Genomic DNA, 25,198 nt, shown 5'->3' on the forward strand with positions numbered 1-25,198 from the left:
ACACCAGAATCCTTGCGATCGACGGGTGTCGGTGGGCGAGCAGGTGATTGTCGTCCACGCGCCCGGGTTATGGAGGTACACGGGGTGGACGTCTCGCGGGCGGACAACCGGGCCAGCGCCGAAATCGGCGCGCCCACAGGGCAATCGATGCGGCGCTGGTGCGCACGTACGGCGGGCGCCATCGCCGTGCTGTTGGTGACCAGCGCCTGCGGCAGCGAACCCGCCCTGGAACCGGACGCCCCGATCACCACCAGATCCGCTGCGGGCAGCCCGACGGCGGGGGCCGTCGCCACCGTACCCGGCACCTTGGCGTGGGATTTCAATGAATTACGCGGCTCATTGAATGGTCGGGTCGGCTTGGCCGTCATGGCGGTCGGGGGCGAGTATCCGGTCCTCCTCGGCGACTGGACCAGCGGATCGGCCTGGTCGACCATGAAGGTGCCGCTGACACTGGCCGCGCTGCGCAACAATGCCGGATACTCCGGGACCGCGACCTCCGCCATTACCAGTTCGGATAATTCCGCGGCCGAAACGCTCTGGCAGTCGCTCGGTACGGGTGAGGTGGCCGCGCAGTCGGTGGAGGATGTCCTGCGCGAGGGCGGCGACGCCACCACCGAGGTGCCCGCCACCAGAACTCGCGCCGACTACTCGGCTTTCGGGCAAGCCGACTGGTCGCTCGCCGATCAGATTCGCTTCGCCTCCAATCTGCCCTGCCTGCCGCAATCGGATTCGGTGACCTCCCTGATGGGAAAGGTCAATTACGGCCAGCGCTGGGGTCTCGGCACCCTCGACGGCGCTGAGTTCAAGGGTGGTTGGGGTCCCGACCTCAGCGGTAACTACCTGGTGCGACAGTTCGGGCTACTACCGGTCGAGCACGGGGAAATCGCGATCGCGCTGGCCGCCGCGCCCACATCGGGCTCCTTCGACGACGGCACCGTCATCCTGAACAAGCTCGCCGCGCTGATCGATAAGCACCTCGAGGAGTTGCGCGGCGGCGACTGCCCCGCGCCACGCTGAGTGACCCGATCTCGTAACCAGCCCTTCACGGGGGTGCGGCCCACAGACTCCCGAACACCGGGCAAGATGGTCGCCATGCGTATCGGAGTTTTGACCGGAGGCGGGGACTGCCCAGGCTTGAACGCGGTCATCCGAGCTGTCGTTCGCACCGCGAACGGACGCTGGGGCGACTCGATCGTCGGCTTTCAGGACGGCTGGCGCGGACTACTCGAGGATCGAAAGATCCAGATTTTCAATGACGACCGCACCGACCGGTTGCTGGCCAAGGGCGGCACCATGCTCGGCACCGCGCGCACCAATCCGGATGTGCTGCGCGCCGGGCTCGGTCAGATCAAGAAGACCCTCGACAACAATGGCATCGAGGCGCTCATACCCATCGGCGGCGAGGGCACGCTGACCGCCGCGAGCTGGTTGGCCGACGAGGGTGTTCCCGTGGTGGGCGTGCCCAAGACCATCGATAACGATATCGACTGCACCGACGTCACTTTCGGCCATGACACCGCGCTCGCGGTCGCCACCGAGGCCATCGACCGACTGCACACCACCGCCGAATCGCATCAGCGCGTCATGCTGGTGGAGGTCATGGGTCGCCATGCCGGGTGGATCGCTTTGAATGCCGGAATCGCTGCGGGCGCGCACCTGACCTTGATTCCGGAGGTGCCCTTCGATGTCGAAGAGGTGTGCACCATGATCAAACGCCGCTTCCAGCGCGGAGATTCGCACTTCATCTGCGTCGTCGCCGAGGGCGCTAACCCGCAGGCCGACTCGATGACCCTGCGCGACGGCGGTATCGACGAATTCGGTCATATTCGCTTTACCGGTGTCGCCCAGCAGCTCGGCGCGGAAATCGAACGCCGAATCGGCAAAGAGGTACGCACCACCGTCCTGGGTCACGTCCAGCGCGGCGGCACCCCCACCGCCTATGACCGAGTCCTGGCCACCCGCTTCGGCGTCCACGCCGCCGAGGCCGTGCACGCCGGAAAATTCGGCCAGATGGTCGCCCTGCACGGCACCGAGATCGACCTCGTACCCCTCGCCGAAGCCACTAAACAACTCAAACTCGTTCCCCCGGACCGCTACAACGAGGCCGCCGCCTTCTTCGGCTGAGGGAGGGAAATCGATTGGGGCCCCGTCCAGGAGAGCAGGGGCCCGAATCGTTGACCGAGGTGACGACTGATTTCGTAACGGTCGGGGTAACTCCGGGGGTACCCCCGAAATCGGTTCGGCTCCCAACCGCCGGCACGCGTCCCCAACCGGCAACGGCACTCAGCCGGGCGCTGAAGTCACGGGGAGGCGGGGGAGCGTCACGGGGAGGCGGGGGAGCGTCACGGGGAGGCGGGGGAGCGTCACGGGGAGGCAGGGGAGCGTCACGGGGAGGCAGGGGAGGTCGAACCGCCCCGATACCACGGCCGCGGTGAATCTCTCCCACTCCGCAGGCGCGAATATCAGCGCCGGGCCGGTGGGATTCTTGCTGTCGCGCACACCCACTCCACCGTCGAGGAAGGCGATCTCCACGCATTCCTTCGCACCGGTGCTGTGAGTGCTCTTGAACCACCGGGCGCCGAACGGTTCGTCCACTACGCGTACTCCTTCGCTGCCTTCCGCAAGAGTTCTCTGCTGCTCTGCTCATCCAGCGCCGACTGCTGGAGTGCGTGATATGCCTGGCGATATCGGTCGACCGCGGCCTGTTTCTCCAGATACAGATCACCGAGAAAGTTCTCCAGGTACACCACGGTGGGATCGACCGGTCTATTTCGGCTGTCCCGGGCGAATTCCAGAATCACGAACGGCCCGACGGTGTGGCCCGACGGAACGCCTGCGGAGAAGGGTAGTACACGAACAGCAATCGTCGGGAGAGTGCTCATATCCGCCACGCGGCGCAACTGGGCTGCCATGATGCGCGGACCACCCACCACCCGGCGTAGCGCGGTTTCGTGCAGCACCACATCGAGGATGGCGGGGCTGCGTTTGCGGGTGAGCAGACGCTGTCGACGCATGCGCAACTGCACGCGGCGGTCCATCTGTTCGGGCAGAGCATCCGGCCAGTAATCGCTGATGAGGACCCGCGCGTAATCGGCGGTCTGCATCAGTCCCGGCACCAGATCGGGTTGATAGGAAATGAGGGCTCGTGCCGAAGATTCCAGGCCCACATACATGTTGAAGCCCTCGGGCACGAGACTGTCGTATTCGTGCCACCAGGACTTGACATTCGCCTCCTGGGCCAGCCCGACCAGCGCGGCGCTGAATTCGTCGTCGAAATCGTAGATGCGGCACAGTTCCCGGATGTCGAGCACCCGAATCTTCTCGGCGTTACCGGTTTCCAGGCGCTGGAGTTTCGATTCACTCCACTCCATCAGGGCCGCGGCCTCGGCGATGGTCATATTGGCCTCCATGCGCCCCTCACGCAGGTATCGCCCCAGTTGGCGCCGTGGAAGTGTAGACCCGTGTTCGGACATCGAATCCTCCCCCGCGCAGGCGGTTTTCGGTCACTGTGAACGATGCTCCCATGCGATATGAATGCTGACCTGGCGGTTTGGGAAAGTTTCCGCACAACCGCGGACTTCGGGTGACGGCCTCGACGCCGAGTGCTGTGCTTGACTAGCGCCCGGTGAGAGCCGGAGCCCTGACAACTTCGGACCTACTCGTCCCCGAGCCGGGCGCACCCAACTCTCGTGATCGCCACTCGACCCGCACGAGGAACCATGACCGGCTCGGTAATGCTGATCTTCGATTGCACCGTCGATCCGGGCGACCTCGCGCCGGATCTGGCGTATGAGGTGCTACAGATCCACCTGTGTTGCGCCGATAGGGAATGCCGGGCGCGCTCGCGCGCCGAGCGAACGCTCACCGCCCTGGGTCGGCCGCGGCCGACCGGGCATTGACTCATCGCCAGCAGACCCTTTGGTCGCTGCCGATTGGACACTCGATCGCTGCCCGATGGACCCTCGATCGCTGCCTACTGGACTCCGATACCGCCGCCGAACTCCGCCGAACTCGATACGCTTGCGGAGTATGCCGGACGAACACCGAACCACCCGGCCGTAATCGCAAAGACGCTGACTCGGCGGAAATATGATGTTCCTCTTCGACTGCACCATCGACCCGGGCGATCTCACCCTCGACCAGGCTCATGAAGCCATGCGAATCCACATGTGCTGCACCGTGGATGACTGCCGCGTCCGACGTCGAGCCCGTCAACTTCTCGTGGAGAACGGGCAAATGGTGCTCGCCCACCGCGCGGCCCCATGACCGGGCCCGGCGAGTACCGCTGACGGTCGACCGCTATCCGACCGCATTCAAGACAATCAGAGCCAGCAGCGTCAACAGCACCGCGACGGCCAGCGCCAGCACCACCACGACCCCCGGCTGCACGTCTCCCAATCCGGGACGGTGCGGCGGTATCCGCTGCGGCGGAACGGTATTCGGCGGATACTGCGGCGGCCCGAACGGCCCCGGCCCGACCTGCGGCACACCCTGTGCCCCATATGCGGTCGGCGCCCCAGCCGGTACCTCGAATCCCGGTCCCCCTCCGGTCCCGCCCGTGCCCACACCGCTTCCCGGCACTTCCGGGCCCGTCGAACTATGCCCTGTTCCGGTCGACAGCGCATCCTCCGAACCGGACTCCACGCCCGCATCGCCCCGATCAGACACGTGGCCGCCCACGCCGGACACCGCGTCATCAGCCGCGGCGACAGACTCCGCGCCCGCGCCGACCGAACTCGAACCGGCGGCGACCGAGCCCGCTTCGGAACTCGTGGCACCGCTCCGAGCGCGCACCTCGCCGGAGTCGATATCCACCTCGGACTCGGGCGTGACCGACTCTCTCGGCACGGCCGAATCCCTACCGATGAAGACAGAATCCGACTCGGTACCTCCGGCGGAATCCACCCGCGCGGCACCACTGCCCGATTTCGAATCCTGCTGATCCGCATCGGATTCCGCGCTCGCGCCGCCTGCCCCCGATTCGGCAGCGACCGAAACCGCCCCCGCACGCGCGGCACCGCTCCGAGCGCGCACCTCATCGGAGCCGATTGCCGTGTCGGACTCAGGCGTGACCGAGTCCGACGGCGTGGCCTGAGCTCCCTCGACCCCGCCGAGGCACCTCGAGAACGACACGCCGACCGCACTCTCCCCCACCGGAGCCGCTGAGTCCTCCGGGTGCGCGGTACCCGCTGAGTCCCGGTGTGGCGCAACTAGGTAACCCACCGGAGTGGTGACGGGTGTCGAAACGCCGCCATCGACGGTCACTCCGGCCCGATCGGGGTCCGCCGACCGTCCCTCTGGTTCCGCCGACCGTCCGGCGGGCACCGCGCCGAACTGCTCGGGCACCGCGCGGCCGGACTGCTCCGGCACCTCAGGCACCGCAGCGTCAGGCTGTTCGGACACATCGGGCGCCGCACGACCAGATTGCGCGGATTCCGCCGGGCCGGGTTGCGCGGGTACTGCCACGCCGACGGGGTGTCGTTGGGGGACCGCGGGATACGCCATTTGCTCGGTGGCCGCGGATGCGAACTCCGCGTCGCCGGGGGCATCGTCGCGGCCCGCCGGGTCCACACTGGGCACGGCTGCTCCCGCTCGCGGACCCGCTGATCGCGGCCCGGGCTCGGGCGGGTGCGGGCCCGCACCCTCCGACGTGGAGTCCGGAGCGCCGAACACTGGGGTGGCACTCGCGTACCGCTGTCCGGGATCGGCGTATTGCCGTGCGGGATCGCGAGATTGTGGCGGTTGGCCGGTGGGCGGGGCCGCCGGAGTGGAGGCGGGTGGTGCGGCATAGCCGGGCGGGCCCGGGGCGGATGCCCGCACTGCGGGGTAGTCCGGTGGATCAACCACCGGCGGTGCGACGAAAGACGGTGCGCCAGCGTGATTCTGGTGCGAGGCGGCGTAGGCGGGTGATGGCGCGGGATAACCGGGGGGTGGGGCGGCTTGGACCTGTGGTGCGTGGTGACCCGGCGGGGCGCCCTGACCCTGCTCGGCGCCCTGACCTTGGGGCGGAACCTGACCGTGCGCGGCGCCCTGCCCCTGCGGCGGAACCTGACCATGCGGGGCGGCGGCCGGACCCTGCGGTGGGACCTGGTAACCCGGGGGTGGGTATGGCTGCGGGGGTGCGGCGTAGCCGGGCAGGGGCGGGGCGTAGCCGGGTGGTGAAGGCTGCTGGCCCGCAGGATTATTCGGCGGGTAGCGGAAGGTCGGGCCGGATTGCACCGGTGGGGCCGGTAGCGCGGGCGGTTCCTTGAGGGCGCGGCGGGCGGCGGCGGCGAATTCGGCGCAGCTGGAGAAGCGGTCGACCGGACGTTTGGCCATCGCCCTATTGATGACGGCGTCCATCGCGGGTGAGATGCCGGGGCGGCGCATGCTGGCCGGATAGGGCATGAGTTGCAAATGGCCGCGAATGATTTCGGACGGATGCGGGGAGTCGAAGGGGCCGATGCCGATCAGCAGCCAGTAGAGGGCGCAGGCCAGTGAGTACTGGTCGGTGGAGTGGTCCAGCGGGGCGCCGGTCATCTGCTCGGGCGAGGCATAGGCGAGGGTGGCGGTGAACATTCCCGCCTGGGTGAGATGCGTGGAATCCTCACGCAGCCGGGCGATTCCGAAGTCGGCGAGGAATACCCGCTCGCCGTGCCCGGCAACCGATCGGGCCAGCATTATGTTGGCGGGCTTGACATCTCGGTGCAGCACCCCCGTGGTGTGCGCGTAATCCAGCGCGTCCGCGACACCTTCGATAATCTGCACGGCCCGCTCCGGCGGCAGCGTGGCGACCTGCACGCTCGCGGCATCCACCCCGTCCACGTACTGCATCGAGATCCACAGCTGCGCGTCCTCGGAACCGCGGTCGTAGACGGCGACGATATTCGGGTGCTCCAGCTGCGCCACCAGATCGGCTTCGCGTTCGAAGCGGGCGCGAACTTCGCGGTCGGCGAACAGTTCCCGGTTGAGCAGTTTCAACGCGGTCAATCGCCCCAGCCGAGGATGGCGGGCGAGATACACCGATCCCATTCCGCCCTGGCCGAGCAGCCGTTCGATGGTGAAACCGGCGAACACGTCACCACTGTTCAGCATCACGACCCCCTTCCGGCGACGTATGAGTTCGAAAGCCTACCGCGCCGATATCTCTGGTACCTGACACATCAGCTATGCCGCGCAATGGATTCAGCCCGGTGTCACCAACCCGGATTCGTAGGCCAACACCACCGCCTGGGCTCGATCGCGCAGGTTCAGTTTCGCGAAAACCTTGGATACGTGGGTCTTCACGGTCTGCTCCGCGACAAACAGATTATCGGCGATCTCGGCGTTGGACAGACCGCGCGCGATCAACTCCAGCACCTCGCGTTCGCGGGGGGTGAGATCGCCCAGCGCGGGAGTCGGGGTACGGCGCGCACGACGCCGAGTGACATCGGCGATCAGCCGCCGCGTCACCGTCGGCGCGAGCAGCGCATCACCACCGGCGACCACCCGCACCGCACGCACCAGTTCCTCGGCGGGGGCGTCCTTGAGCAGGAACCCGCTCGCCCCGAGACCGAGCGCCTCGTACACGTAGTCGTCGATATCGAAGGTGGTCAGCATGAGTACCCGTACCGGCGGATCGAACCCCGCGGACAGAATCGCGCGCGCCGCGTCGAGACCATTCATCTCCGGCATGCGCACATCCATGAGCACCACATCGGGTCGCAGCCGCTTCGCCTCCGCCACAGCGACTTTCCCGTCGCACGCATCACCCACAACGCTGATATCCGGTTGCGCCGCAAGTAACGCGCCGAACCCGGCCCGCACCATCGCCTGGTCATCAGCGATCAAAACGGTTATCGCCACAATCGCACCTCACGCACCTCACGAGTCTCGCATGAAAGCACCCCGAGCGAGCTCCCCCGCCGCTCCCCCGCCTCCCCGAATCTTCAGCGCCCGGCTCGGAGCCGTCGGCCGTCATGCACGCGTGCCGGCGGTTGAGGGCCGAGCCGATTTTGGGCGTACCCGATGAGTTACCCCGAACTCCCCCGCCTCCCCGAGACTTCAGCGCGGGCCCGAGAGCCGTCGAACGTTTCGCACGCGTGCCGCCGGTTGGGAGCCAATCCGATTCTGGACGTACCCGACGAGTTACCCCAAATCTTTCGAGATCAGTCGCCACGTTGGGATCAACGAGACGACTGAGTGGTGGGTGGAAGTACCGCACGGTTCGGGACCGAACCACCTCGGTCATCCCGGCGCGCTTCTTGGCCGGGATCCACACTGTGTGGTGCGTGTTCTCCGGTATTGATTCCGACCACAGGCACGCCGGAATGACGAGGGGCGTTACGGGCCGGAATTCTGGCGGCCGCTCACCGGGCTGCTGATCTTGATCAGATATTGAACTCGGGGAGGGGTGCGGCGGTGTGGGTTACGAAGGCTGGGGTGAGGGGGAGTTCGGCTCGGACTTCGAAGCCGCCGTCGGGGCGGGGGGCGGCGGTGAGGTGGCCGCCCGCGGCCTGGGCGCGCGATTGCATGCCGGTAATGCCGCTGCCGGGGGTGTCGTGGGGGGATCGGGAGGTGGCGGGGTGGGTGGCCGGGTCGTTGACGACGGTGAGGGTGAGGTTCTCGGCGGAGGTGATCCGGACCTGGACGGCGGCGCCGGGGGCGTGCCGCGAGGCATTCGCCAGCGATTCCTGGACGATTCGGTAGAGAGCCAGGCCCGTCGACTCCGGGATGGCGTCCAGGGGTCCTTCGATTACCGAGGTGAGCTGCATTCCGGCGCGCTGGGCGCCATCCAGCAGCCCCGGCACCTCGGCCGCGGTCGGCTGCGGCGCATGTTCCGGCAGCTGCCCGTCGCTGCGCAGAACACCCAGCAGGCCACGGATTTCATTGAGCGCCGCGCGGGCACCCGTCCCGATGGCCTCGAATTCCGCGCGGGCGTCCGCCGACAATCCGTCGATGCGGTACGGCGCGGTCTGGGCCTGCACCACCACCATGGACATGTGGTGGGCGACCACATCGTGCAGGTCGCGGGCGATCCGCGCCTTCTCCTCGAGGATGGCGCGGCGGGCCCGCTCGAGTTCGGTCTCCTCGGACTGCTCCAACAGCGCCAGCTGGGACAGCGTCAACCACCGCACCAGTAGTCCGAACACTATGAGCCCGGTAATGGCGATGGGCCACCCCAGTCCGGCCTGCGCGAACGAATCATCGAGCTGCGCCATGGTGGTGGCCATCAGCAGCGAGGTCGAGATCCACGCCACCAGCACGATCTGTATGGGCGCCCGCACCGCTACCGCGAAGGTCAGCGCGAACAGGCACAGGATGTGCACCACCTGGAATGGCAGGTCACTATTGGGCTGGTGCGGAATGGCGAGCGCGATCAGCAGCGCCGATCCGGCCGAAACCGCCCACCCCAGTGCGGGATTCACCCGAATCAACAGGAATGGCAGGGCCGCGAAGCCCGCGATGAACGGCTGCGCCGCCACCGGCACCTGATGGGTGATGTGCAGCGTCGGCCACGCCACCGCCAGGAACACCGTGGTCACCAGGACGATGAACGCGTCGAACCACAATCGCGCATGCTTCGGGCGTCGCAACGCTCTCCAGGTAGCCATCATGACCACGACATTAGGTTCCACCGCGCCGCCGGGGCCTCACACCCCCGGCTGATCTCGCACCCCCTACCCCAGTACTACCCGCCTCTCCTCCTCCCTCGCTCCACGCACCCGAAAACCGCCCCACAGCGTGAGGCCCCGAGGCCTTCCCGCTCCATAACGTCGGCAACCATGATCGTGATCCAGGACCTCCCGGACCGACCGCGGCGCTCGGTGCGAGCAGCAGTCACCCCCAGCCCGCCGACCGGACCCGAGACTTCGGCGCGCACCGGACATACGACGACGCCCGGCGCGGCCGTGGCGCGCCCGGTGCACGCCGCAACCCTCGCCGACACCGCGGCGCGCACCGGGCAATCCGTCGCATCGACACGGGCAGGGCAGGACGCCCCGCACTCCAGCACGCCGCTGGTGGACGGGCAGCAGACCGCATCCGCCACCGAGCCGCCGACCGCAACGCGCCGGGTAACCACCACCGGCTCGAGCACCCGCCCGCAACCTTCTCCCTCGGGGACACCGATCCGGCGCGGCGGTCTACTCGCAGCCGCTGCCGCAGTCCTGCTGGCCGCCACCGCCATCACCGCGCCCACCGCGGCGGCAACAGCAGGTGATTCGAATCCGGCTGCCGCAGCCGCGATCACGGAGAACACCGAGAACACCGAGAACACTGCCGCGCGTACCGCGATTGAGGCACTGACCTCGCCGGACCAAGCCACGGCCGCGATTCCGGCCGACTTCGCCGCCGGCGCCGGCTACCAGCCGACCATCGAGCAAGGCCTCCTGGTCAATCCCGACGGTGAATGCTCCTCCCCCGTCCCGCTGCCCGCTGAGTTCGAGATCACCTGCAAGGCACATGATCTCGGTTACGACCTGCTCCGCTACGCGGATTCGCGCGGCCAGCCGCTCACCGCCTGGGCCCGCCAGGCCCTCGACGCCACCTTCGAACAGCGCATGCACGCCGCCTGCACCACCCGCGCCAATACGGTCTCCCGCACCGGCTGCCAGGCCATGGCCAGTATCGCCAATACCTTCGTCGATCTGAATTCCCGCCGCCAGGGCTACGGCCCTCCGGTCAACGAATCCCGTTCCAACACCACCGAATCCGAGCCGCGGGTGCACGCGGCCGCCGCCATCCCCGTCGCGGGATCAGCGCTGGCGTTCGCCGGATTCGCCGCCCGCAGCACCCGCCGCCGCCTCAACCACACTGCGCCGCAGGAGGTCTCCGCATGAGCACCGCGTCCGATACGCGCGGAACGCCTGCCGATCCGCGGTGCGAATCGGCAGGCCCCGACCCGACCGCCCCGATACGACAGCCGGGCCGGACGACAACGGGGCGCGGTCGGATCACCCGGCCGCCCACCGTGCACGGCATCGAAGCGAAACACAACGGCGCCGATGACGGTGCCGTCGAAACAGTTACCGATCCCCGGCGTGAATCAGCCGCATCCGACGCGACAGCACCGGTACCGGGCCGGACCGCGGGGCCCGCCCGGAACACCCGACAGCCCACTGGGCGGGACCCCGAGCCGACACCTGGCGGCACCGAGTCCGGAGCCATCGAATCGCCTCTCGCATCCACGAATACCGCTGGGGGTCGGCCCGCCACCGGACAGCAGTCCCGGTATGCGGGAAGTCGACGGGGAACCACTGAAGGAGTTCAGCCCCAACCGGTTACGCCACGACGCGTGGGCAGCGTCCGAATGCGGCACCGGGCGGCTTCCGCCGAGCGCGGAGAGGAAGCCGCGCGGCTGCGCCGGATAAGCATCGGCACTATCGCACCGCGAGTCGGCACCACGATGGGGATCGTCTTGGGCGTTCTCGCATCGCTCGCGCCTGGATTGCTACCGCGCACGCCGTCGGCTCAGGCGATAGTCACCGGACTACTGGCCGCCATCGGGTTGGGAATCGCCGGGGTGGTTCGTTTCGTGCTGCGGCGGAGCGGAATCGATGTCGACGCGGTGTTCGCGCGATATCGGCTCTGGGCGCTCGCGGTCGGGGTTGTCGCGGTGGGTGCGATGGCCGGGTACGCCGAGTATTGGCAGTCGCGGTTGCGGGATGTCATGGGGGTGGCCCCGGTCGGCGCCGGATATTGGTTGCAGTGTCTGCTGGGAGCGACGCTCATCGGTGGGGTGCTGGTGGGAGTCGCACGCGGAATACGGTGGCTGATACGGCGATTGGGCCGGAAGCGGAGTGTGGTGGTGGCCGCTGTATTGGCGGTGGCGGTGCAGTTCGCGGCGATACCGGCGGTGATCGAGTGGCGGCAATCGGCTTATGCCGCCGCGAACGCGGCGCTGGAACCCGGCGTCAGTCAGCCGATTTCCGGCACTCGATCAGGTAGTCCGGTTTCCACGGTCAGTTGGCCTTCGCTGGGGGCGCAGGGGCGGCGGTTCGTGGCCGGCACACCGACCCGGGCGGTTCGCGTCTATGTCGGCCTGGATTCGGCCCCGGATCTTAATACCCGAGTGGCACTGGCGCTGCGGGAGTTGGAGCGCTCCGGCGGCCTGGAGCGCGCGAATCTGGTGGTGACCATTCCGACCGGATCCGGCTGGATCGATGCCGAGGCCGCCGCCGGACTGGACGATCGCTTCGACGGCGATGTCGCACTGGTCGGCATGCAGTATTCGTCGGCCCCCAGCTGGGCCACCTTCCTCTTCGGCCGCACGGCCGCCGAACAATCGGCGCAGGCGCTCTTCACCGCCATCGAAGAGCGCCTGTCCACCCTCCCCCGTGCCCCGAAGCTCTACGTCTACGGCCAGAGTCTCGGCGCGGTCGGCGGTCATTCGATCTTCACCGATAATGCCGACCAGGACCGTCGCACCTGTGCTGCGCTCTGGGCGGGTCCGCCCGCGGGCCGCGCACATCACGGCGGTGCGACGGTTCTCGCCAATGCCTCCGACCCGGTCGTGCACTGGTCCCCGTCGCTGCTGTGGCGCGCACCGGATCTCACCGGCACCCGTCCCGACGCCCCTGTCCCGCAATGGCTCCCGATCCTCAGCTTCCTACAGACCAGCGCCGATCTACTCGGCGCGTTGGATGCTCCCACCGGGCACGGCCACCGCTACGGCCCCGATCAGGGCACCCTGCTCGGCGGCTGCTGAGTGGGTGGTCGGAGGTACCGCACGTTTCGTGACCGAACCGCGCCGTCATCCCGACGCGCTTCCGGCCAGGATGCACACTGTGCGGTGCTATTCGGGTGTGGATTCCGGCCACAAGCACGCCGGAATGACGAGGGGCTTGCGCTCAGGGCTTCTGATCAGGCGCTTGGGCGGTGAAGTGGGCGAGCGCCGCGTCCACCACCGCGTCGGCGTAATCGTCGGTGAGATTGCCGAGGCCGAGGGTCCAGCGGCTCTGCACGGGGCCGAGTAGCAGGTCCAGGGCCAGTTCGATATTCGTGTCAGGGCGCAACTGCCCGGCCGCGACGGCCGCCGTCAGGCGGTCGGCGATGGCGGCGCGTTCCGGGAGCAGGAGTCGTTCGCGATAGGTGGCGGCCAAATCGGAATCCTGTTGGAGTTCGATGAGCATGGCCCGCAGAAAGCTCTCGAAAACGGGATCGGTGAGCGCGACGACCGTTCCACGCAGCAGCGTCCGGAGGTCGGTGCGAATATCGCCGGTATCGGGCAGCGCCAACCCGTCGGGCCCGGCATTCCTATCGAGCATCGCGTCGAAGACGACCGACCCCTTGGACGGCCACCAGCGGTAGATCGTCTGTTTGCCCACACCTGCCCGGGCGGCAATGGCCTCGATACTCAACTTCCCATAGGGCAGCTCACCGATCAGTTCGGTCGTGGCGGCGAGGATGGCAGCGCGAGCGCGCTCGCTGCGGCGCGCCACACTCGGGGTCTCGGGCATGAGTGCATGGTACCACTGCACGAGACGCAACGTATCGTCTTGACATGACGCTCATCGCTTGGCACAGTTGCTTAAAACGAGACGGAGCGTCTCGCCATGAGAGGAAGTGCGATGACTCGAACCTGGTTCATTACCGGCGCAAACCGCGGCCTCGGCCGCGCCTTCACCATGGCCGCCCTGGCCGCAGGTGATCGTGTCGTCGCGACGGCCCGTGATCCCCGCACCATGGACGACCTCACCGATGAGCGACTGACGGTGCTGCCCTTGGATGTTCGCGACCGGGAGAGCGTATTCGCCACCGTGGCGGCCGCATTCGACAAGTCCGGCAGCATCGACGTCATCGTCAACAATGCCGGATACGGCCTGGTCGGCGCGCTCGAAGAACTCACCGAAGCGCAGATCCGCGATCAGATGGACACCAACTTCTATGGCGCGCTGTGGGTCTCGCAGGCCGCGACGCCCTACCTGCGCGCCCAGGGCTCCGGCCACATCGTGCAGATCTCCACGGTCGGCGCGGTGGGCTCACTACCGCTGTTCAGCATCTACAACGCCAGCAAGTGGGCGCTGGAGGGTCTCAGCTCCTCACTCGCGGATGAGCTGCGCCCCTTCGGAATCGCGGTCACCATGGCGCAGATGGGCGGCTTCGACACCGATTGGGCCAAGTCGAGTATGAAGTTCCCCGAGGGCCTACCGGCCTACCAGGGGCTGCGCGAGGGCATTCTCGGCATGCCGGATTACCCGGACCGGTCGGCCGCACCGGAAGTCGGCGAGACGGAGTCCGAGACCGAGACCGACGGCAGCACCGACGCCGACGAGAATGCCGAATGGGTCGAAGCCGCGCCGGAAGTCGGCGCGGCGGGCCTGCTCGCATTGGTGAACGACCCGAATCCACCGCTGCGCAAGATCATCGGCCCGGGAGCCCAGGAAATGGTCGCCATGGCCCTCGACCAACGCCGCCAGGACTACGTTCGGGACCCGGAATTCACCTGGCCCGCATAGCACGCCGTCATTCCGAGCTGTCATTCCGAGCCTTCATTTCGAACCGTCACAACGGGCTGTCACAACGGGCCGTCATACCGGCGTGTCTTTGGCCGGAATCCACACTTCCGCAGCAGTGGATCCCGGCCAAAGGCACGCCGGGATGATGAAAGAACGGTACCGGGATGGCGAGAGGACGGTACCGATGTGAGCCGCCGCTGAACGCCGGAACCCCTTTCGCGATCGCGAAAGGGGTTCCGGCGTTGATAGTTTCAGGTCAGGCGATAGCCCCGCGAGCGGCCTCGTACGCCGCACCGACCCGGTACAACCGGTCATCGGCCAGCGCCGGCGCCATGATCTGCAGCCCCACCGGCATGCCGTCGTCCTGACTCAGCCCGGATGGCACCGACATGGCGCAGTGCCCGGCCAGGTTGGTCGGCAGGGTGCACAGGTCGGACAGGTACATGGCGAGCGGATCGTTGACCTTCTCGCCCAGCTTCCACGGCGTGAACGGACTGGTCGGCGAGACCAATACATCGACTGACTCGTAGGCCTTGTCGAAGTCCTGCGCGATAAGGGTCCGGACCTTCAAGGCCTGACCGTAGTAGGCGTCGTAATAGCCCGACGACAGCGCGTAGGTACCGATCATGATGCGGCGCTTGACCTCCGGACCGAAACCGGCCTCGCGGGACAGCGACATCACCTGGTCGGCCGAATGCGAACCGTCGTCGCCGACCCGCAGGCCGTACCGCATGGCATCGAAGCGAGCCAGGTTGGACGACACCTCGGACGGCAGGATGAGGTAGTAGGAGGCCAGCGCGTACTCGAAGTGCGGGCACGACACCTCGACGACCTCGGCACCCAGATCCTTCAACTGCGCGACGGCGGCGTCGAAGGAGGAGATCACGCCGGGCTGGTAGTTGTCGGAGTGCAGTTCCTTGACCACACCGACCTTCACACCGGCCAGATCGCCCTTGGCGCCCTCGCGAGCGGCGGCGACCACCGGCGGCACCGGCACATTGCGCGAGGTGGAGTCACGCGGGTCGTAGCCGGCGATCACCTCGTGCAGCAGCGCGGTGTCCAGGACGGTGCGACCACACGGGCCGCCCTGATCCAGCGACGACGCGCACGCCACGAGTCCGTAACGCGAGACGGTGCCGTACGTGGGCTTGGTGCCGACGGTCGCGGTCACGGCCGCGGGCTGCCGAATCGAACCACCGGTATCGGTGCCGATGGCCAGCGGTGCCTGGTACGAGGCCAGCGCGGCCGCCGAACCACCACCGGAGCCGCCGGGAATCCGGCTGTGGTCCCACGGGTTCCGGGTCGGCCCGTATGCCGAGTTCTCGGTGGAGGAGCCCATGGCGAACTCGTCCATATTGGTCTTGCCGAGAATCGGGATTCCGGCGGCACGCAGTCGCGCGGTCACCGTCGCGTCATACGGCGAGACCCAACCCTCGAGCATTTTCGACCCGCAGGTGGTCGGCGCATCGGTGGTGGTGAAGACGTCTTTCAGCGCCAAGGGCACACCGGCGAGCGGCGAGGCGACCGTACCGGCGGCAATGGACTTGTCCACTTCGGCGGCCGCGAGCAGCGCCTCTTCGCCGGAAACATGCAGGAAGGCATTGATCTCGCCGTCGACCTCGGCAATGCGCTGAATGTGCGCCTCGGTCACCTCCACGGAGGAGACCTCACGGGCATGGATCCGGTCCGCGAGCTCGGAGGCGGACAGTTTGGTCAGGTCACGCCCACCCGAGCCCCGACCGCCATCCCCCACGGAATCACTACGTGATGATGTAGTCATCAGTCCTCCCCCAGAATCTGCGGAACCAGGAACCGCTGTTCCTCTTCGGCGGGAGCACCGGACAGCGCTTCCTCAGGGGTGAGGCAGGGCAGAACCTCGTCCGGACGGGTCACATTGGTCGCCGGATTCGGCGACGCGGTGGCCGGGACATCGGCGGCAGCGACTTCGGAGATGGCCTTGACGTGGGTCAGAATCGAATCCAGCTGACCGGCGTACAGGTCCAGTTCTTCCTCGGTCAGAGCGAGCCGAGACAACCGAGCGAGGTGTGCGACCTCGTCTCGAGAGATGGCGGGCACCGCGGGACCCCTTTCGCGTGGTTCTAGCTTGGTGATTCGGCCATGGACAGCCTAGCGACTAGCGTGGGGCCGCCCGTCACAGGACCGGATCGCTGCGCGGATGCTCAATAGCCGCCACAATGAAGAGTGGCCCACATCACCGAAAGTCCTTCGAGTCGATAACTATCACTCGGGGGTGTAAGTATTGCCAGACTCGGGTACTCGTCGCAGGGTCTCGGTCGCATAGGAAAGAAGGAAAGCACGTGTCTTATCTGCTCCGCGTGCAACTTCCGGATCGCCCAGGAAGTCTCGGCTCGCTCGCACTCGCGCTGGGCTCGGTCGGCGCCGACATCCTCTCGCTGGATGTCGTCGAACGAGGCGACGGATTCGCGATCGACGACATCGTGGTGGAGGTGCCGTCCGGAGCTTTGCCGGACACCCTGATCACCGCTGCCGAATCGCTGGCCGACGTCCTCGTGGATTCGCTGCGCCCGTACTCCGGAATGCTCGACACCCACCGGGAACTCGAGCTCATCGACCAGGTGGCCAGCGCACACGACGACCGGTTGCAGGTGCTGGTCGACGGGGTGCCGCGGGTGCTGCGGGTCGGTTGGAGCACCGTCATCGATATGGGACCGTCCGGTGCGTACCGGGTGGTGGGCAGCCAGAGCGCGCCCTCGACCCAGGCGAGCGCGACCCCGTGGATGCCGCTCGAAAAGCCGTGCACCCTCGATACCGAAGCCGACTGGGTACCGCAGATCTGGAAGGATATGGACACCAAACTCGCCGCCGCACCGCTCGGCGATACGGGCAAGGTGCTATTGCTGGGCCGCCCCGGCGGACCGGATTTCCGGCCGTCCGAGGTGGCGCGACTGGGCTACCTGGCGGGCATTATCGCCACGGTGCTCGGCTGATCCTTCGGAGCCGAAGCCGGTTCAGGACAGCGACATTCGCATGACCGTAAGCGGCGACCCGGCCATGGTGCGCCAATCACGCTCCGGTACATGAACGAAGCCGAGCCTGTCGTAGACGCGACGGGCATCGGCCATGGTCGCCATGGTGGTGAGTACGACGGCCTCGAACCCCTCGGCCCGCGCGATCTCGACGATCTTGCCGACCAGGGCAGAACCGAGTCCGAGACCGCGCGCCCGCTTCGACACCGCGAGCATGCGGAATTCCAACTCGCCGACCCGGGCGATATCGGCGAACTCGGTGCCGGGCCGAGCGACTGTCACCGAACCGAGTACCTCCCCCTCACGCACCGCGACCAGGATCTCCGCTGTTCGCGCGCGTGTCGCGGTATCGGCAAGCTCTGTGACATAGGAACTTTCGGGGTTCACATGCCCCTCGCCGACATACACGTCGACAGTCAGCGCCCCGACAGCCGCGAACTCGGCCGCCCGCGCATCCCGAATCTCGACATCCCCATTCCGCACACCCATCTCATCTCCATCCGAACCCATTGCGGAACTCGAGCTTTCCCATGCGACGCCCGATACCCGTCGTTCCAACATGCCGCAACCCTTCGCCATTCCGGCGGAGCCACCCTGTCCTTTCCAGCGGGACACCCTTGTCTCCAGCAGGCTCCCTCGTCAGTCCGGACGGCCGACCCTTCGCCAGCCCGGCGGGCGACCCTCGTCATTCCGGCGGGCGACCCTCGCCATTCCGGACGGCCCACCCTTCGCCAGCCCGGCGGGCAACCCTCGTCATTCCGGCGGGCGACCCTCGCCATTCCGGCGGGCAACCCTCGTCATTCCGGACGGCCCACATCGATGACAGCCGGTCCCATCAAACTGGCGGAAGCCAGGCCCCGTCGTGTAGCCGGGCCTACTCCCCCGCGTCCGGGTCCTTCTCGGCCACATCCGGGTCCTTCTCCGACACGTCCGGACCCCGCACAGCCTCGGGACCGCCTTCGAGCAGGAGCCGGAAGCCGTCCTCGTCGAGGATAGGGACGCCCAGTTCTTCCGCTTTGGCGGCCTTCGAACCCGGGGCATCGCCGATTACGACGTACGCCGTCTTCTTGGAGACCGAACTGGCCGCCTTGCCGCCGCGGATCAGGATCGCCTCCTTGGCCCCGTCGCGGGTAAACCCTTGCAGGGAACCGGTTACCACGATGGACATACCCTCGAGGTTGCGCTCGATGGACTCGTCGCGTTCATCCTCCATCCGCACGCCCGCGGCCCGCCACTTGTCGACAATCGCGCGGTGCCAGTCGACGTCGAACCACTCCTTGGCCGCGACGGCAATGGTGGGGCCGACGCCGTCGGTGGCGGCGAGCTCTTCCACCGAGGCTGCCTCGATGCACTCCATACTGGCGAACTCGGCGGCCAGGGCGCGCGCGGCGGTCGGGCCGACGTGGCGAATGGACAGGCCCACCAGCACCCGCCACAGCGGCCGGTCCTTGGCGGCTTCCAGATTGGCGAGCAACCGCTTGCCGTTCTGCGACAGGGTGCCGCTCTTATTGGTGAAAAGCGTTGTGGTGAGCAGTTTTTCCTCGGTGAGATCGAACAGGTCACCCTCATCGCCGATGGCACCGGATTTGAGCAGATCGATGGCGGCCTCGTAGCCGAGGGCCTCGATATCGAACGCGCCGCGACCGGCCACGTGGAAGACGCGCTCGCGCAGCTGCGCCGGGCAGTACTGCTGGTTGGGGCAGCGGATATCGGCGTCTCCCTCCTTGGCGGGAGCGAGTTCGGTTCCGCATTCGGGGCAGTGCGTGGGCATGACGAATTCGCGTTCGCTGCCATCGCGGGCGTCCACCACCGGGCCGAGCACCTCGGGAATGACGTCACCGGCCTTGCGCAACGTAATGGTGTCGCCGATGAGTACGCCCTTGCGCTTCACTTCGGAGGCATTGTGCAGGGTGGCCATCGCGACGGTGGAGCCCGCCACGGTGACCGGCTCCATGACCGCGAACGGCGTAACCCGGCCGGTACGACCGACATTCACCTGGATGTCGAGCAGTTTGGTGGTGGCCTCCTCCGGCGGGTACTTGTACGCGATGGCCCAGCGCGGCGCGCGTGAGGTCGCGCCGAGGCGGCGTTGCAGGGAGAATTCATCGACCTTGATGACCTGGCCGTCGATTTCGTGCTCGATATCGTGGCGGTGTTCACCCCAGTAGTGGATGCGTTCCACCACCGCGTCGGCACCCTGCACCCGCACGGTGTGCGCGGATACCGGCAGTCCCCAGGCAGCCAGCGCCCGATATGCCTCGTACTGCGATGTCGGTGCCCAACCGTCCATCCGACCGAAGCCGTGGCAGATCATTCGCAGCTTCCGCCTGGCGGTGACGGCGGGGTCCTTCTGGCGCAGTGATCCGGCGGCGGTATTGCGCGGATTCGCGTACGGCGGTTTACCTTCCGCGACTATGGCGGCATTGAGCGCCGCGAAATCCTCGAGGGTCATATACGCCTCGCCGCGCACCTCGAGGAGCTTCGGCACCGGGAATTCGTCGGTGGGCTTCAGGACATGCGGGATATCGTCGATGGTGCGGGCATTGAGGGTGACGTCCTCACCGGTGCGCCCGTCACCGCGGGTCGCGCCGCGTACCAGTCGGCCATTCTCGTAGACGAGGTTGAGTGCGACGCCATCGATCTTGACCTCGCAGACATAGTGGATATCCGAGCCGGTCTCGGCCGCCGCCTTGCCGACCCACTGGCGCATCTCATCGTCGTTGAAGACATTGTCGAGCGACATCATTCGCTCGAGATGGTCCACCGGTTGGAATTCGGTGGTGAATCCGCCACCAACCACCTGGGTCGGCGAATCGGGTGTGCGTAGGTCGGGATGGGCCGCTTCGAGGGCCTCCAGGCGTTGGAACAGCTCGTCGAATTCCCCATCGGTGACGATGGGTGCGTCCCGGACGTAGTAGCGGAACTGGTGGTCGCGAACCTCCTCCGCCAGTTGCTGCCACTCCACGCGCACGTCCCCACTCGCCGGGGTGATCTCCATACCCGATTCGCTCACAATAGGCACCCTAGCGGAGCCCACCGACAGCTCGGTGCGACATTCCCGCACGTCGCGCCGTTATCGCCGTCGAATTGCGACCGGTCGGCACGATGCCCTCCGGGCGTTGCGGAACGGTCGGCCTTCCCCCCGGACAGCGGTTTTCGGACGAATCACGGCGCGAGTCGAGACATGAGGGCATTGACAAGCGCACCATGGAAATATCCAAGTGGTTGATTGGAGAACCCGGCGGTGGACGGTACCCGCGATCGCATTCTCAACGAGGCATTGCGCCTGTTCGCCGAACAGGGCTATGCGGGGACGTCGGTGGCCGCCATTGAGAAGGCGGCCGGTCTCTCACCGCATTCCGGTGCGCTCTATACCCACTTCGGCTCCAAGGAGCAGGTGCTCGCCGCCGCCGTCGAGCGTGCCGTGGCAGGATCGGAGGGCGCGTTCGCGCTCGCGCCGATTCTCTCGCTGGGGAATCTGGAGGCCGAGCTGACGCTCATCGCCCGCGGCTCGCTGATGATTCTGCACAGCTGGGGCAACCTGATTCGCGTCATGACCAAGGAGAGCGAGAAGTTCCCGGCGGTAATGGCACAGGCTCGCGAGCGACTGTTCGCGCCGTCACGCCGGTTTCTCGCCGACTGGTTGGCAGGTAAGGCCGAATCCTCGGATATCGAACGCGATTTCGAGGCCATCACCACCATCTGGCAGGGAGCGCTCGAAAACTACTGGGCCGCAACCTATCTCTACGACGATCCGCCCTTCGGCATCGACGACGACCGATTCGTCCGCCAGTGGGTCGACACACTTCGCGCCGCCATCGGCGCGGCACCCTGATCCCCAACCCCAGGGAGGGCCATCATGGCCGACATCACCACCGCCACATTTGATCTCAATGATCCCGCGGTTATCGCCGACCCGTACCCACACTATCGGTGGCTGCGCGACGAAGCGCCGGTACACCACACCAGCGCACCCGATCTGTGGCTCCTCAGCCGCTACGACGATGTGGTCATGGCGCTTCGCGACAATGTGCGCTTCTCCTCCGATCTCTATGCGGCGGAGGACTTCTCGGACAATCCATTCAATCCGGGACAACAGCTGCCACGCTGGGTGACCTGGCTGGTCAATCGATTGCCGCCCGTGCGAACCCTGCTCACCAGCGACCCGCCACAGCACACCCGGTTCCGCAAGAAGGTGAGCCGCGCCTTCGCACCGCGCCGAATGTCGGCCCTGGAACCGCGTATTCGCGAAATCACCGAGGGTCTGGTGGCCGAGCTCCTCGCCCGCGCGGCACGGGGCGAACGGGTGGATCTGGTGCGCGACCTGGCCGGACCACTGCCGACCGTGGTGATCGCCGAACTCCTGGGCATTCCGGCCGAACGGAGAGACGATTTCAAGCGCTGGTCGGACGATCTCACCGACGGCCTGCTCACCGGCGGCAATACCCGCCGCATGGTCACCAGCGCCATTGCCATCAGAGTCTTCTTCGGCCGCACCATCCGCCGCCGTCGACGGCACCCGGGCGATGACCTGATCAGTCTCCTGATCACCCCCGACGCCGATGGCAGGCTGAATCTCTTCGATCTGGTCAACTTCTGCATCCTGCTGCTGGTGGGCGGTCATGAGACCACCACCAATCTGATCTCCAATGCCGTTCTCGCACTGCTGGATCGGCCGGACCTGTGGCAGCAGCTCACCGAGGATCCGGCGGGTGCGGCGACCGTTGTCGAGGAGGCGCTTCGCTACGACGGTCCCGCGCAGAATCTGCTGCGCATCACCACAACCGACGTCACCCTGCACGGCGTGACAATTCCCGCCGGGGCCCGAGTGCTACCCCTGCTCGGCTCCGCGAACCGCGATCCCCGGCACTGGGACTCCCCCGACGATTTCCGGCTGGACCGAAACCGCAACGACCACATCGCCTTCGGCATCGGAATCCACTACTGCATAGCCAATGCGCTGGCTCGAATGGAGGCCGCGATCGCCCTCGAAATTCTGGCGGCCCGGGTGCCCGGCCTCACCCGCGCGGGCGAGCCGGTCCGCATCCCCAGCCCCGTCCTGCGCGGGCTGCGCTCGCTGCCGATGAATACCCGCTGAGAACCGCCCACCTCTGGGAACACCGGTCCCAGGGGTGGGGTTGCACGGCTTATGGATATAGCGACCGCCGTCACCTTCGCGCGCACTCACCAGCAGTCCGTCCTCGCGACCATTCGCAAGGACACCCGTCCCCAGCTGTCGAATGTGGCGCACTGGGTCACCGACGACGGTGTCATCCGCATCTCCATTACCGCCGACCGGGCGAAATACCACAATCTGCGCCGTGAACCGTGGGCCGCGATACACGTGACCCAGGATGATTTCTGGGCCTACGCGGTGCTGGAGGGCACGGCGGAGCTGTCACCGGTGGCGGCCGATCCCGATGATGCGACGGTCGAGGAATTGATCGCCTATTACCGCGCTCTCAGCGGCGAGCACCCGGACTGGGACGACTACCGCCGTGCCATGGTGGCCGATCGGCGCGCCGTGGTGCGGATTACACCGAACCGGGTCTACGGCATGCTGCCCTGAGGGCGCGAGCGGGTCACCGAATTCGAAAGTTACTCCGCGCTTTCGGGTTCCGGCAGGGTCGCACCGGTTTCCAGCAGCGTCTTGAGGCTGGAGAGGATGGCGGGCCAGCCATTGCGCACACCGTCGAGCATGACGCTGTCGGGGCCGAAGCCGTCGTGGATGACGGTGAGTTTCACGGTCTCACCGTGGGGTTCGATGTCGAAGGTGACCTTCGAACGGGGTTCGGCGGCCATCTTCGCGACCTCGTCCGGGCTGAATTCGAACTGCTCACCGAAGGCCTGGTCGACCGAGTGCCAGGTGTAGGACAGCCGGCGGTAGGGCTCCGATTCCAGGACCACCTGTTCGGGATCCTTACTCACCCAGCCGAATTGCTCCCACACCATGGGCGAGCCGGGCTGCCAATCGGTATCGAAGATGGCACCCCAGTAGCGGATGGTGAATGCCGGGTCGGTCAGGGCCACCCACAGCTCTTCGGGCGTGGTCTTGATGTAGGTGGTGTAGACGAATTCTTCCGTGCTCATGGTCGCGCTCTCCAATGCGGTTTTGAGGTCGGCGAGTACACGTACCCGCCCGCGGTCGTAGCGGTGGATCCAGCGGTCGGCAATGGCATTGACGGGTTCGGCATTGAGGTAGTGCAGTTTTTCGCGGCCGTGGCGGCGGGTGGTCACCAGATTGGCCGCCTCCAGGACCGCCAGATGCTTACTCACCGCCTGGCGGGTCATCTCCAGCCCTTCGCACAGCTCCCGCAGGGTCTGACCATTGCGTTCGTTGAGACTGTCGAGCAGGCGGCGGCGACTCGGGTCGGCCAATGCCCGGAACACCTCGTCCATGCCTCACCTCCATAGGCAACCCAATGGTTGCACAACTCAGCTTAGGCAACCATTTGGTTGCATGTCAACCCGCGCTCGCGCATTGCGTCGCCTACCGGCAGGATGACCATCGTGTTGCGCAGCTTTCAGGTGACGAACCACAGGTCCCTCGCCGAACCCCAGGAATTGCGGCTCACCCGCGGTAGCGGGCCGGTCGCCGTTCCGGTGACCGCCGTGCACGGGTCGGCCGCCACCGGGAAGACCAGCCTGATCGACGCGCTCTGGCATATGCGCGACGCGGTGCTGAACTCGGTCAGCGGGTGGGATCCCTATGCCGGGCCGGGCCGTACCCCACATCTCGGATTCACCGCGCAGCCAACGGAATTCGTGGCCAATTTCGTCGCCGAGGGCTGTCCGTACACCTACGGCTTCCGGCTCGACAATGCCGATGTCACCGCCGAATGGCTGCATACCCATCCGCACCACCGCAAACGGATCGTCTTCGAACGGTCGGGCGAGGATATTCGGATCGGCCCGCTGTTCGAGGCCGCCCGCTTCGGTATCGGTGCCCTGGTGCCCCTGGTGCGCCCGAATGCCCTGCTACTCAGCCTGTCCGGGCAGCTGTACGCCGAGGCGCTGGTCCCCGCCTACCGCTGGTTCCAGTCACTGCTGGAAGTACAACGCGGGCAACAGGATCCGCACGCCGTCGCACACCGCCTCGGCAGTCACGTCTCCCGCTCCACCGAGCACGCCGCCCGCCTGCTCACCCTGCTGCGCTCCGCCGAATTCGGCATCACCGATCTGCTGATTCCCGAGAACGACCCGATGTACGCCGACTACCTGCGTGATCTCGACAACGATATCGCCACCACCGCAAAGGAAGTCGACGCCGCCACCTCCTCCCCCGCCCGCGCCGAGGTACTGCTGCGCGACCACGGCCTCACCATCACCGTGCTACAGCGCGAACTGGCCAACCTGACCGCCGCCCGCGACGCCCTCTACTCCCGCATGGTGGCCCGCCGCGGCGTCGGCCTGGGCCTGGTCCACGAGGGCATCGATACGGCCTTCGATATCACCGACGAATCCACCGCCACCGTCGCCCTGCTGCGCCTGCTGCCACCCATTCTCGACACCCTCGACACCGGTGGCGTACTGGCCGTCGACGATATCGACACCCACCTCACCGGCGACGCCGCCGACCGCCTCATCCAGCTCTTCCAGAACCCCGAGACCAACACCCAGGGCGCACAACTGATCTTCACCACCGGAAACCGCGCCCTCATCGACCGCGGCAACGGCCGCTCCCAATCCAAGCGCACCACGGTCTGGCAGCTCCGCCGCAACGACCACGGCGCCACCGAACTGACCGCCCGCTGACCGCACCCCCGGCACGCT

The 25,198-nt window shown here is 66.9% G+C and carries 22 protein-coding genes; 11 read left to right on the forward strand and 11 right to left on the reverse strand.

Annotated elements, in window-relative coordinates; translation table 11 throughout:
- Positions 1 to 84: 84 nt before the first annotated feature.
- Both NU1_RS25375 and NU1_RS25380 read left to right on the forward strand, forming a co-directional pair.
- The gene (locus NU1_RS25375) at positions 85 to 1,017 is read left to right on the forward strand and encodes a hypothetical protein (protein WP_245720300.1); all 933 of its coding nucleotides are present in this window, start codon (positions 85 to 87) and stop codon (positions 1,015 to 1,017) included.
- A 75-nt stretch (positions 1,018 to 1,092) separates the two neighbouring features.
- Positions 1,093 to 2,124 (forward strand): ATP-dependent 6-phosphofructokinase, encoded by a 1,032-nt coding sequence (locus NU1_RS25380; RefSeq protein WP_067525097.1) that lies wholly within the window; start codon positions 1,093 to 1,095, stop codon positions 2,122 to 2,124.
- Positions 2,125 to 2,283: 159 nt separating this feature from the next.
- Here NU1_RS25380 and NU1_RS44345 read toward each other — a convergent pair whose 3' ends face one another.
- On the reverse strand, positions 2,284 to 2,595 hold the full coding sequence (locus tag NU1_RS44345) for a DUF397 domain-containing protein (protein WP_084521787.1): 312 nt from the start codon (positions 2,593 to 2,595) through the stop codon (positions 2,284 to 2,286).
- Entirely contained in the window at positions 2,595 to 3,473 is an 879-nt protein-coding gene (locus NU1_RS25390; protein WP_067524945.1) for a helix-turn-helix domain-containing protein, read from the reverse strand. Before NU1_RS25390 ends, NU1_RS44345 begins: the two co-directional genes overlap by 1 nt.
- A gap of 246 nt (positions 3,474 to 3,719) precedes the next feature.
- Between NU1_RS25390 and NU1_RS25395 the strand changes: the two genes are divergently transcribed.
- Positions 3,720 to 3,899, forward strand: coding sequence for a hypothetical protein (locus NU1_RS25395; protein WP_067524947.1), 180 nt, complete (start codon positions 3,720 to 3,722; stop codon positions 3,897 to 3,899).
- Between the two features lie 400 nt (positions 3,900 to 4,299).
- Here the strand turns inward: NU1_RS25395 and NU1_RS44075 are convergent, their stop codons facing one another.
- The 3 genes from NU1_RS44075 to NU1_RS25410 form a co-directional block, all read right to left on the reverse strand.
- On the reverse strand, positions 4,300 to 7,074 hold the full coding sequence (locus NU1_RS44075) for a serine/threonine-protein kinase (protein ID WP_157553005.1): 2,775 nt from the start codon (positions 7,072 to 7,074) through the stop codon (positions 4,300 to 4,302).
- Between the two features lie 90 nt (positions 7,075 to 7,164).
- Positions 7,165 to 7,824, reverse strand: a complete 660-nt coding sequence (locus tag NU1_RS25405; RefSeq protein WP_067524949.1) for a response regulator — start codon at positions 7,822 to 7,824, stop codon at positions 7,165 to 7,167.
- A 524-nt stretch (positions 7,825 to 8,348) separates the two neighbouring features.
- Positions 8,349 to 9,575 carry a sensor histidine kinase gene (locus NU1_RS25410; RefSeq protein ID WP_307644801.1) on the reverse strand — a complete coding sequence of 409 codons (1,227 nt, stop codon included), beginning with the start codon at positions 9,573 to 9,575 and terminating at the stop codon, positions 8,349 to 8,351.
- Positions 9,576 to 9,743: 168 nt separating this feature from the next.
- Between NU1_RS25410 and NU1_RS25415 the strand changes: the two genes are divergently transcribed.
- Together NU1_RS25415 and NU1_RS25420 are read left to right on the forward strand one after the other, a co-directional pair.
- Complete coding sequence (locus tag NU1_RS25415; protein WP_067524951.1) at positions 9,744 to 10,799, forward strand: hypothetical protein; 1,056 nt, start codon at positions 9,744 to 9,746, stop codon at positions 10,797 to 10,799.
- A gap of 455 nt (positions 10,800 to 11,254) precedes the next feature.
- A complete protein-coding gene (locus tag NU1_RS25420; protein WP_245720301.1) occupies positions 11,255 to 12,667 on the forward strand; it encodes an alpha/beta-hydrolase family protein in 1,413 nt (470 codons plus the stop codon).
- Between the two features lie 142 nt (positions 12,668 to 12,809).
- On the opposite strand, the gene NU1_RS25425 is transcribed toward NU1_RS25420, so the two are convergent.
- The gene (locus tag NU1_RS25425; RefSeq protein WP_067525101.1) at positions 12,810 to 13,418 is read right to left on the reverse strand and encodes a TetR/AcrR family transcriptional regulator; all 609 of its coding nucleotides are present in this window, start codon (positions 13,416 to 13,418) and stop codon (positions 12,810 to 12,812) included.
- 111 nt (positions 13,419 to 13,529) lie between these two features.
- Between NU1_RS25425 and NU1_RS25430 the strand changes: the two genes are divergently transcribed.
- The gene (locus NU1_RS25430) at positions 13,530 to 14,417 is read left to right on the forward strand and encodes an SDR family NAD(P)-dependent oxidoreductase (RefSeq protein WP_067524955.1); all 888 of its coding nucleotides are present in this window, start codon (positions 13,530 to 13,532) and stop codon (positions 14,415 to 14,417) included.
- A 256-nt stretch (positions 14,418 to 14,673) separates the two neighbouring features.
- Here the strand turns inward: NU1_RS25430 and gatA are convergent, their stop codons facing one another.
- Both gatA and gatC read right to left on the reverse strand, forming a co-directional pair.
- A complete protein-coding gene (gene gatA, locus NU1_RS25435; protein WP_067524957.1) occupies positions 14,674 to 16,197 on the reverse strand; it encodes an Asp-tRNA(Asn)/Glu-tRNA(Gln) amidotransferase subunit GatA in 1,524 nt (507 codons plus the stop codon).
- A complete protein-coding gene (gene gatC / locus NU1_RS25440; protein ID WP_067524959.1) occupies positions 16,197 to 16,493 on the reverse strand; it encodes an Asp-tRNA(Asn)/Glu-tRNA(Gln) amidotransferase subunit GatC in 297 nt (98 codons plus the stop codon). Before gatC ends, gatA begins: the two co-directional genes overlap by 1 nt.
- Positions 16,494 to 16,735: 242 nt before the next feature.
- On the opposite strand from gatC, the gene NU1_RS25445 reads away from it, so the two are divergent.
- A complete protein-coding gene (locus tag NU1_RS25445; RefSeq protein ID WP_067524961.1) occupies positions 16,736 to 17,386 on the forward strand; it encodes an ACT domain-containing protein in 651 nt (216 codons plus the stop codon).
- A 21-nt stretch (positions 17,387 to 17,407) separates the two neighbouring features.
- Here NU1_RS25445 and NU1_RS25450 read toward each other — a convergent pair whose 3' ends face one another.
- Together NU1_RS25450 and ligA are read right to left on the reverse strand one after the other, a co-directional pair.
- Positions 17,408 to 17,914 carry a GNAT family N-acetyltransferase gene (locus tag NU1_RS25450; RefSeq protein ID WP_067525103.1) on the reverse strand — a complete coding sequence of 169 codons (507 nt, stop codon included), beginning with the start codon at positions 17,912 to 17,914 and terminating at the stop codon, positions 17,408 to 17,410.
- Between the two features lie 385 nt (positions 17,915 to 18,299).
- Positions 18,300 to 20,438 carry an NAD-dependent DNA ligase LigA gene (gene ligA / locus NU1_RS25455; RefSeq protein ID WP_084521788.1) on the reverse strand — a complete coding sequence of 713 codons (2,139 nt, stop codon included), beginning with the start codon at positions 20,436 to 20,438 and terminating at the stop codon, positions 18,300 to 18,302.
- 231 nt (positions 20,439 to 20,669) lie between these two features.
- On the opposite strand from ligA, the gene NU1_RS25460 reads away from it, so the two are divergent.
- Genes NU1_RS25460 through NU1_RS25470 form a run of 3 tightly spaced genes read left to right on the forward strand, consistent with a single transcriptional unit; the run spans position 20,670 to position 22,994 of the window.
- Positions 20,670 to 21,260: a TetR/AcrR family transcriptional regulator gene (locus NU1_RS25460; RefSeq protein WP_067525106.1), complete on the forward strand. Its 591-nt coding sequence runs from the start codon at positions 20,670 to 20,672 to the stop codon at positions 21,258 to 21,260.
- 24 nt (positions 21,261 to 21,284) lie between these two features.
- Positions 21,285 to 22,523 (forward strand): cytochrome P450, encoded by a 1,239-nt coding sequence (locus tag NU1_RS25465; protein WP_067524963.1) that lies wholly within the window; start codon positions 21,285 to 21,287, stop codon positions 22,521 to 22,523.
- A 51-nt stretch (positions 22,524 to 22,574) separates the two neighbouring features.
- Positions 22,575 to 22,994, forward strand: coding sequence for a PPOX class F420-dependent oxidoreductase (locus NU1_RS25470; RefSeq protein WP_067524966.1), 420 nt, complete (start codon positions 22,575 to 22,577; stop codon positions 22,992 to 22,994).
- 29 nt (positions 22,995 to 23,023) lie between these two features.
- On the opposite strand, the gene NU1_RS25475 is transcribed toward NU1_RS25470, so the two are convergent.
- Complete coding sequence (locus tag NU1_RS25475) at positions 23,024 to 23,824, reverse strand: ArsR/SmtB family transcription factor (RefSeq protein WP_067524968.1); 801 nt, start codon at positions 23,822 to 23,824, stop codon at positions 23,024 to 23,026.
- Between the two features lie 102 nt (positions 23,825 to 23,926).
- Between NU1_RS25475 and NU1_RS25480 the strand changes: the two genes are divergently transcribed.
- Positions 23,927 to 25,180, forward strand: a complete 1,254-nt coding sequence (locus NU1_RS25480) for an AAA family ATPase (RefSeq protein WP_212761793.1) — start codon at positions 23,927 to 23,929, stop codon at positions 25,178 to 25,180.
- Positions 25,181 to 25,198: the final 18 nt, after the last annotated feature.

Source organism: Nocardia uniformis NBRC 13702 (genome assembly GCF_001613345.1).
In the GTDB taxonomy this organism is placed as follows: domain Bacteria; phylum Actinomycetota; class Actinomycetes; order Mycobacteriales; family Mycobacteriaceae; genus Nocardia; species Nocardia uniformis.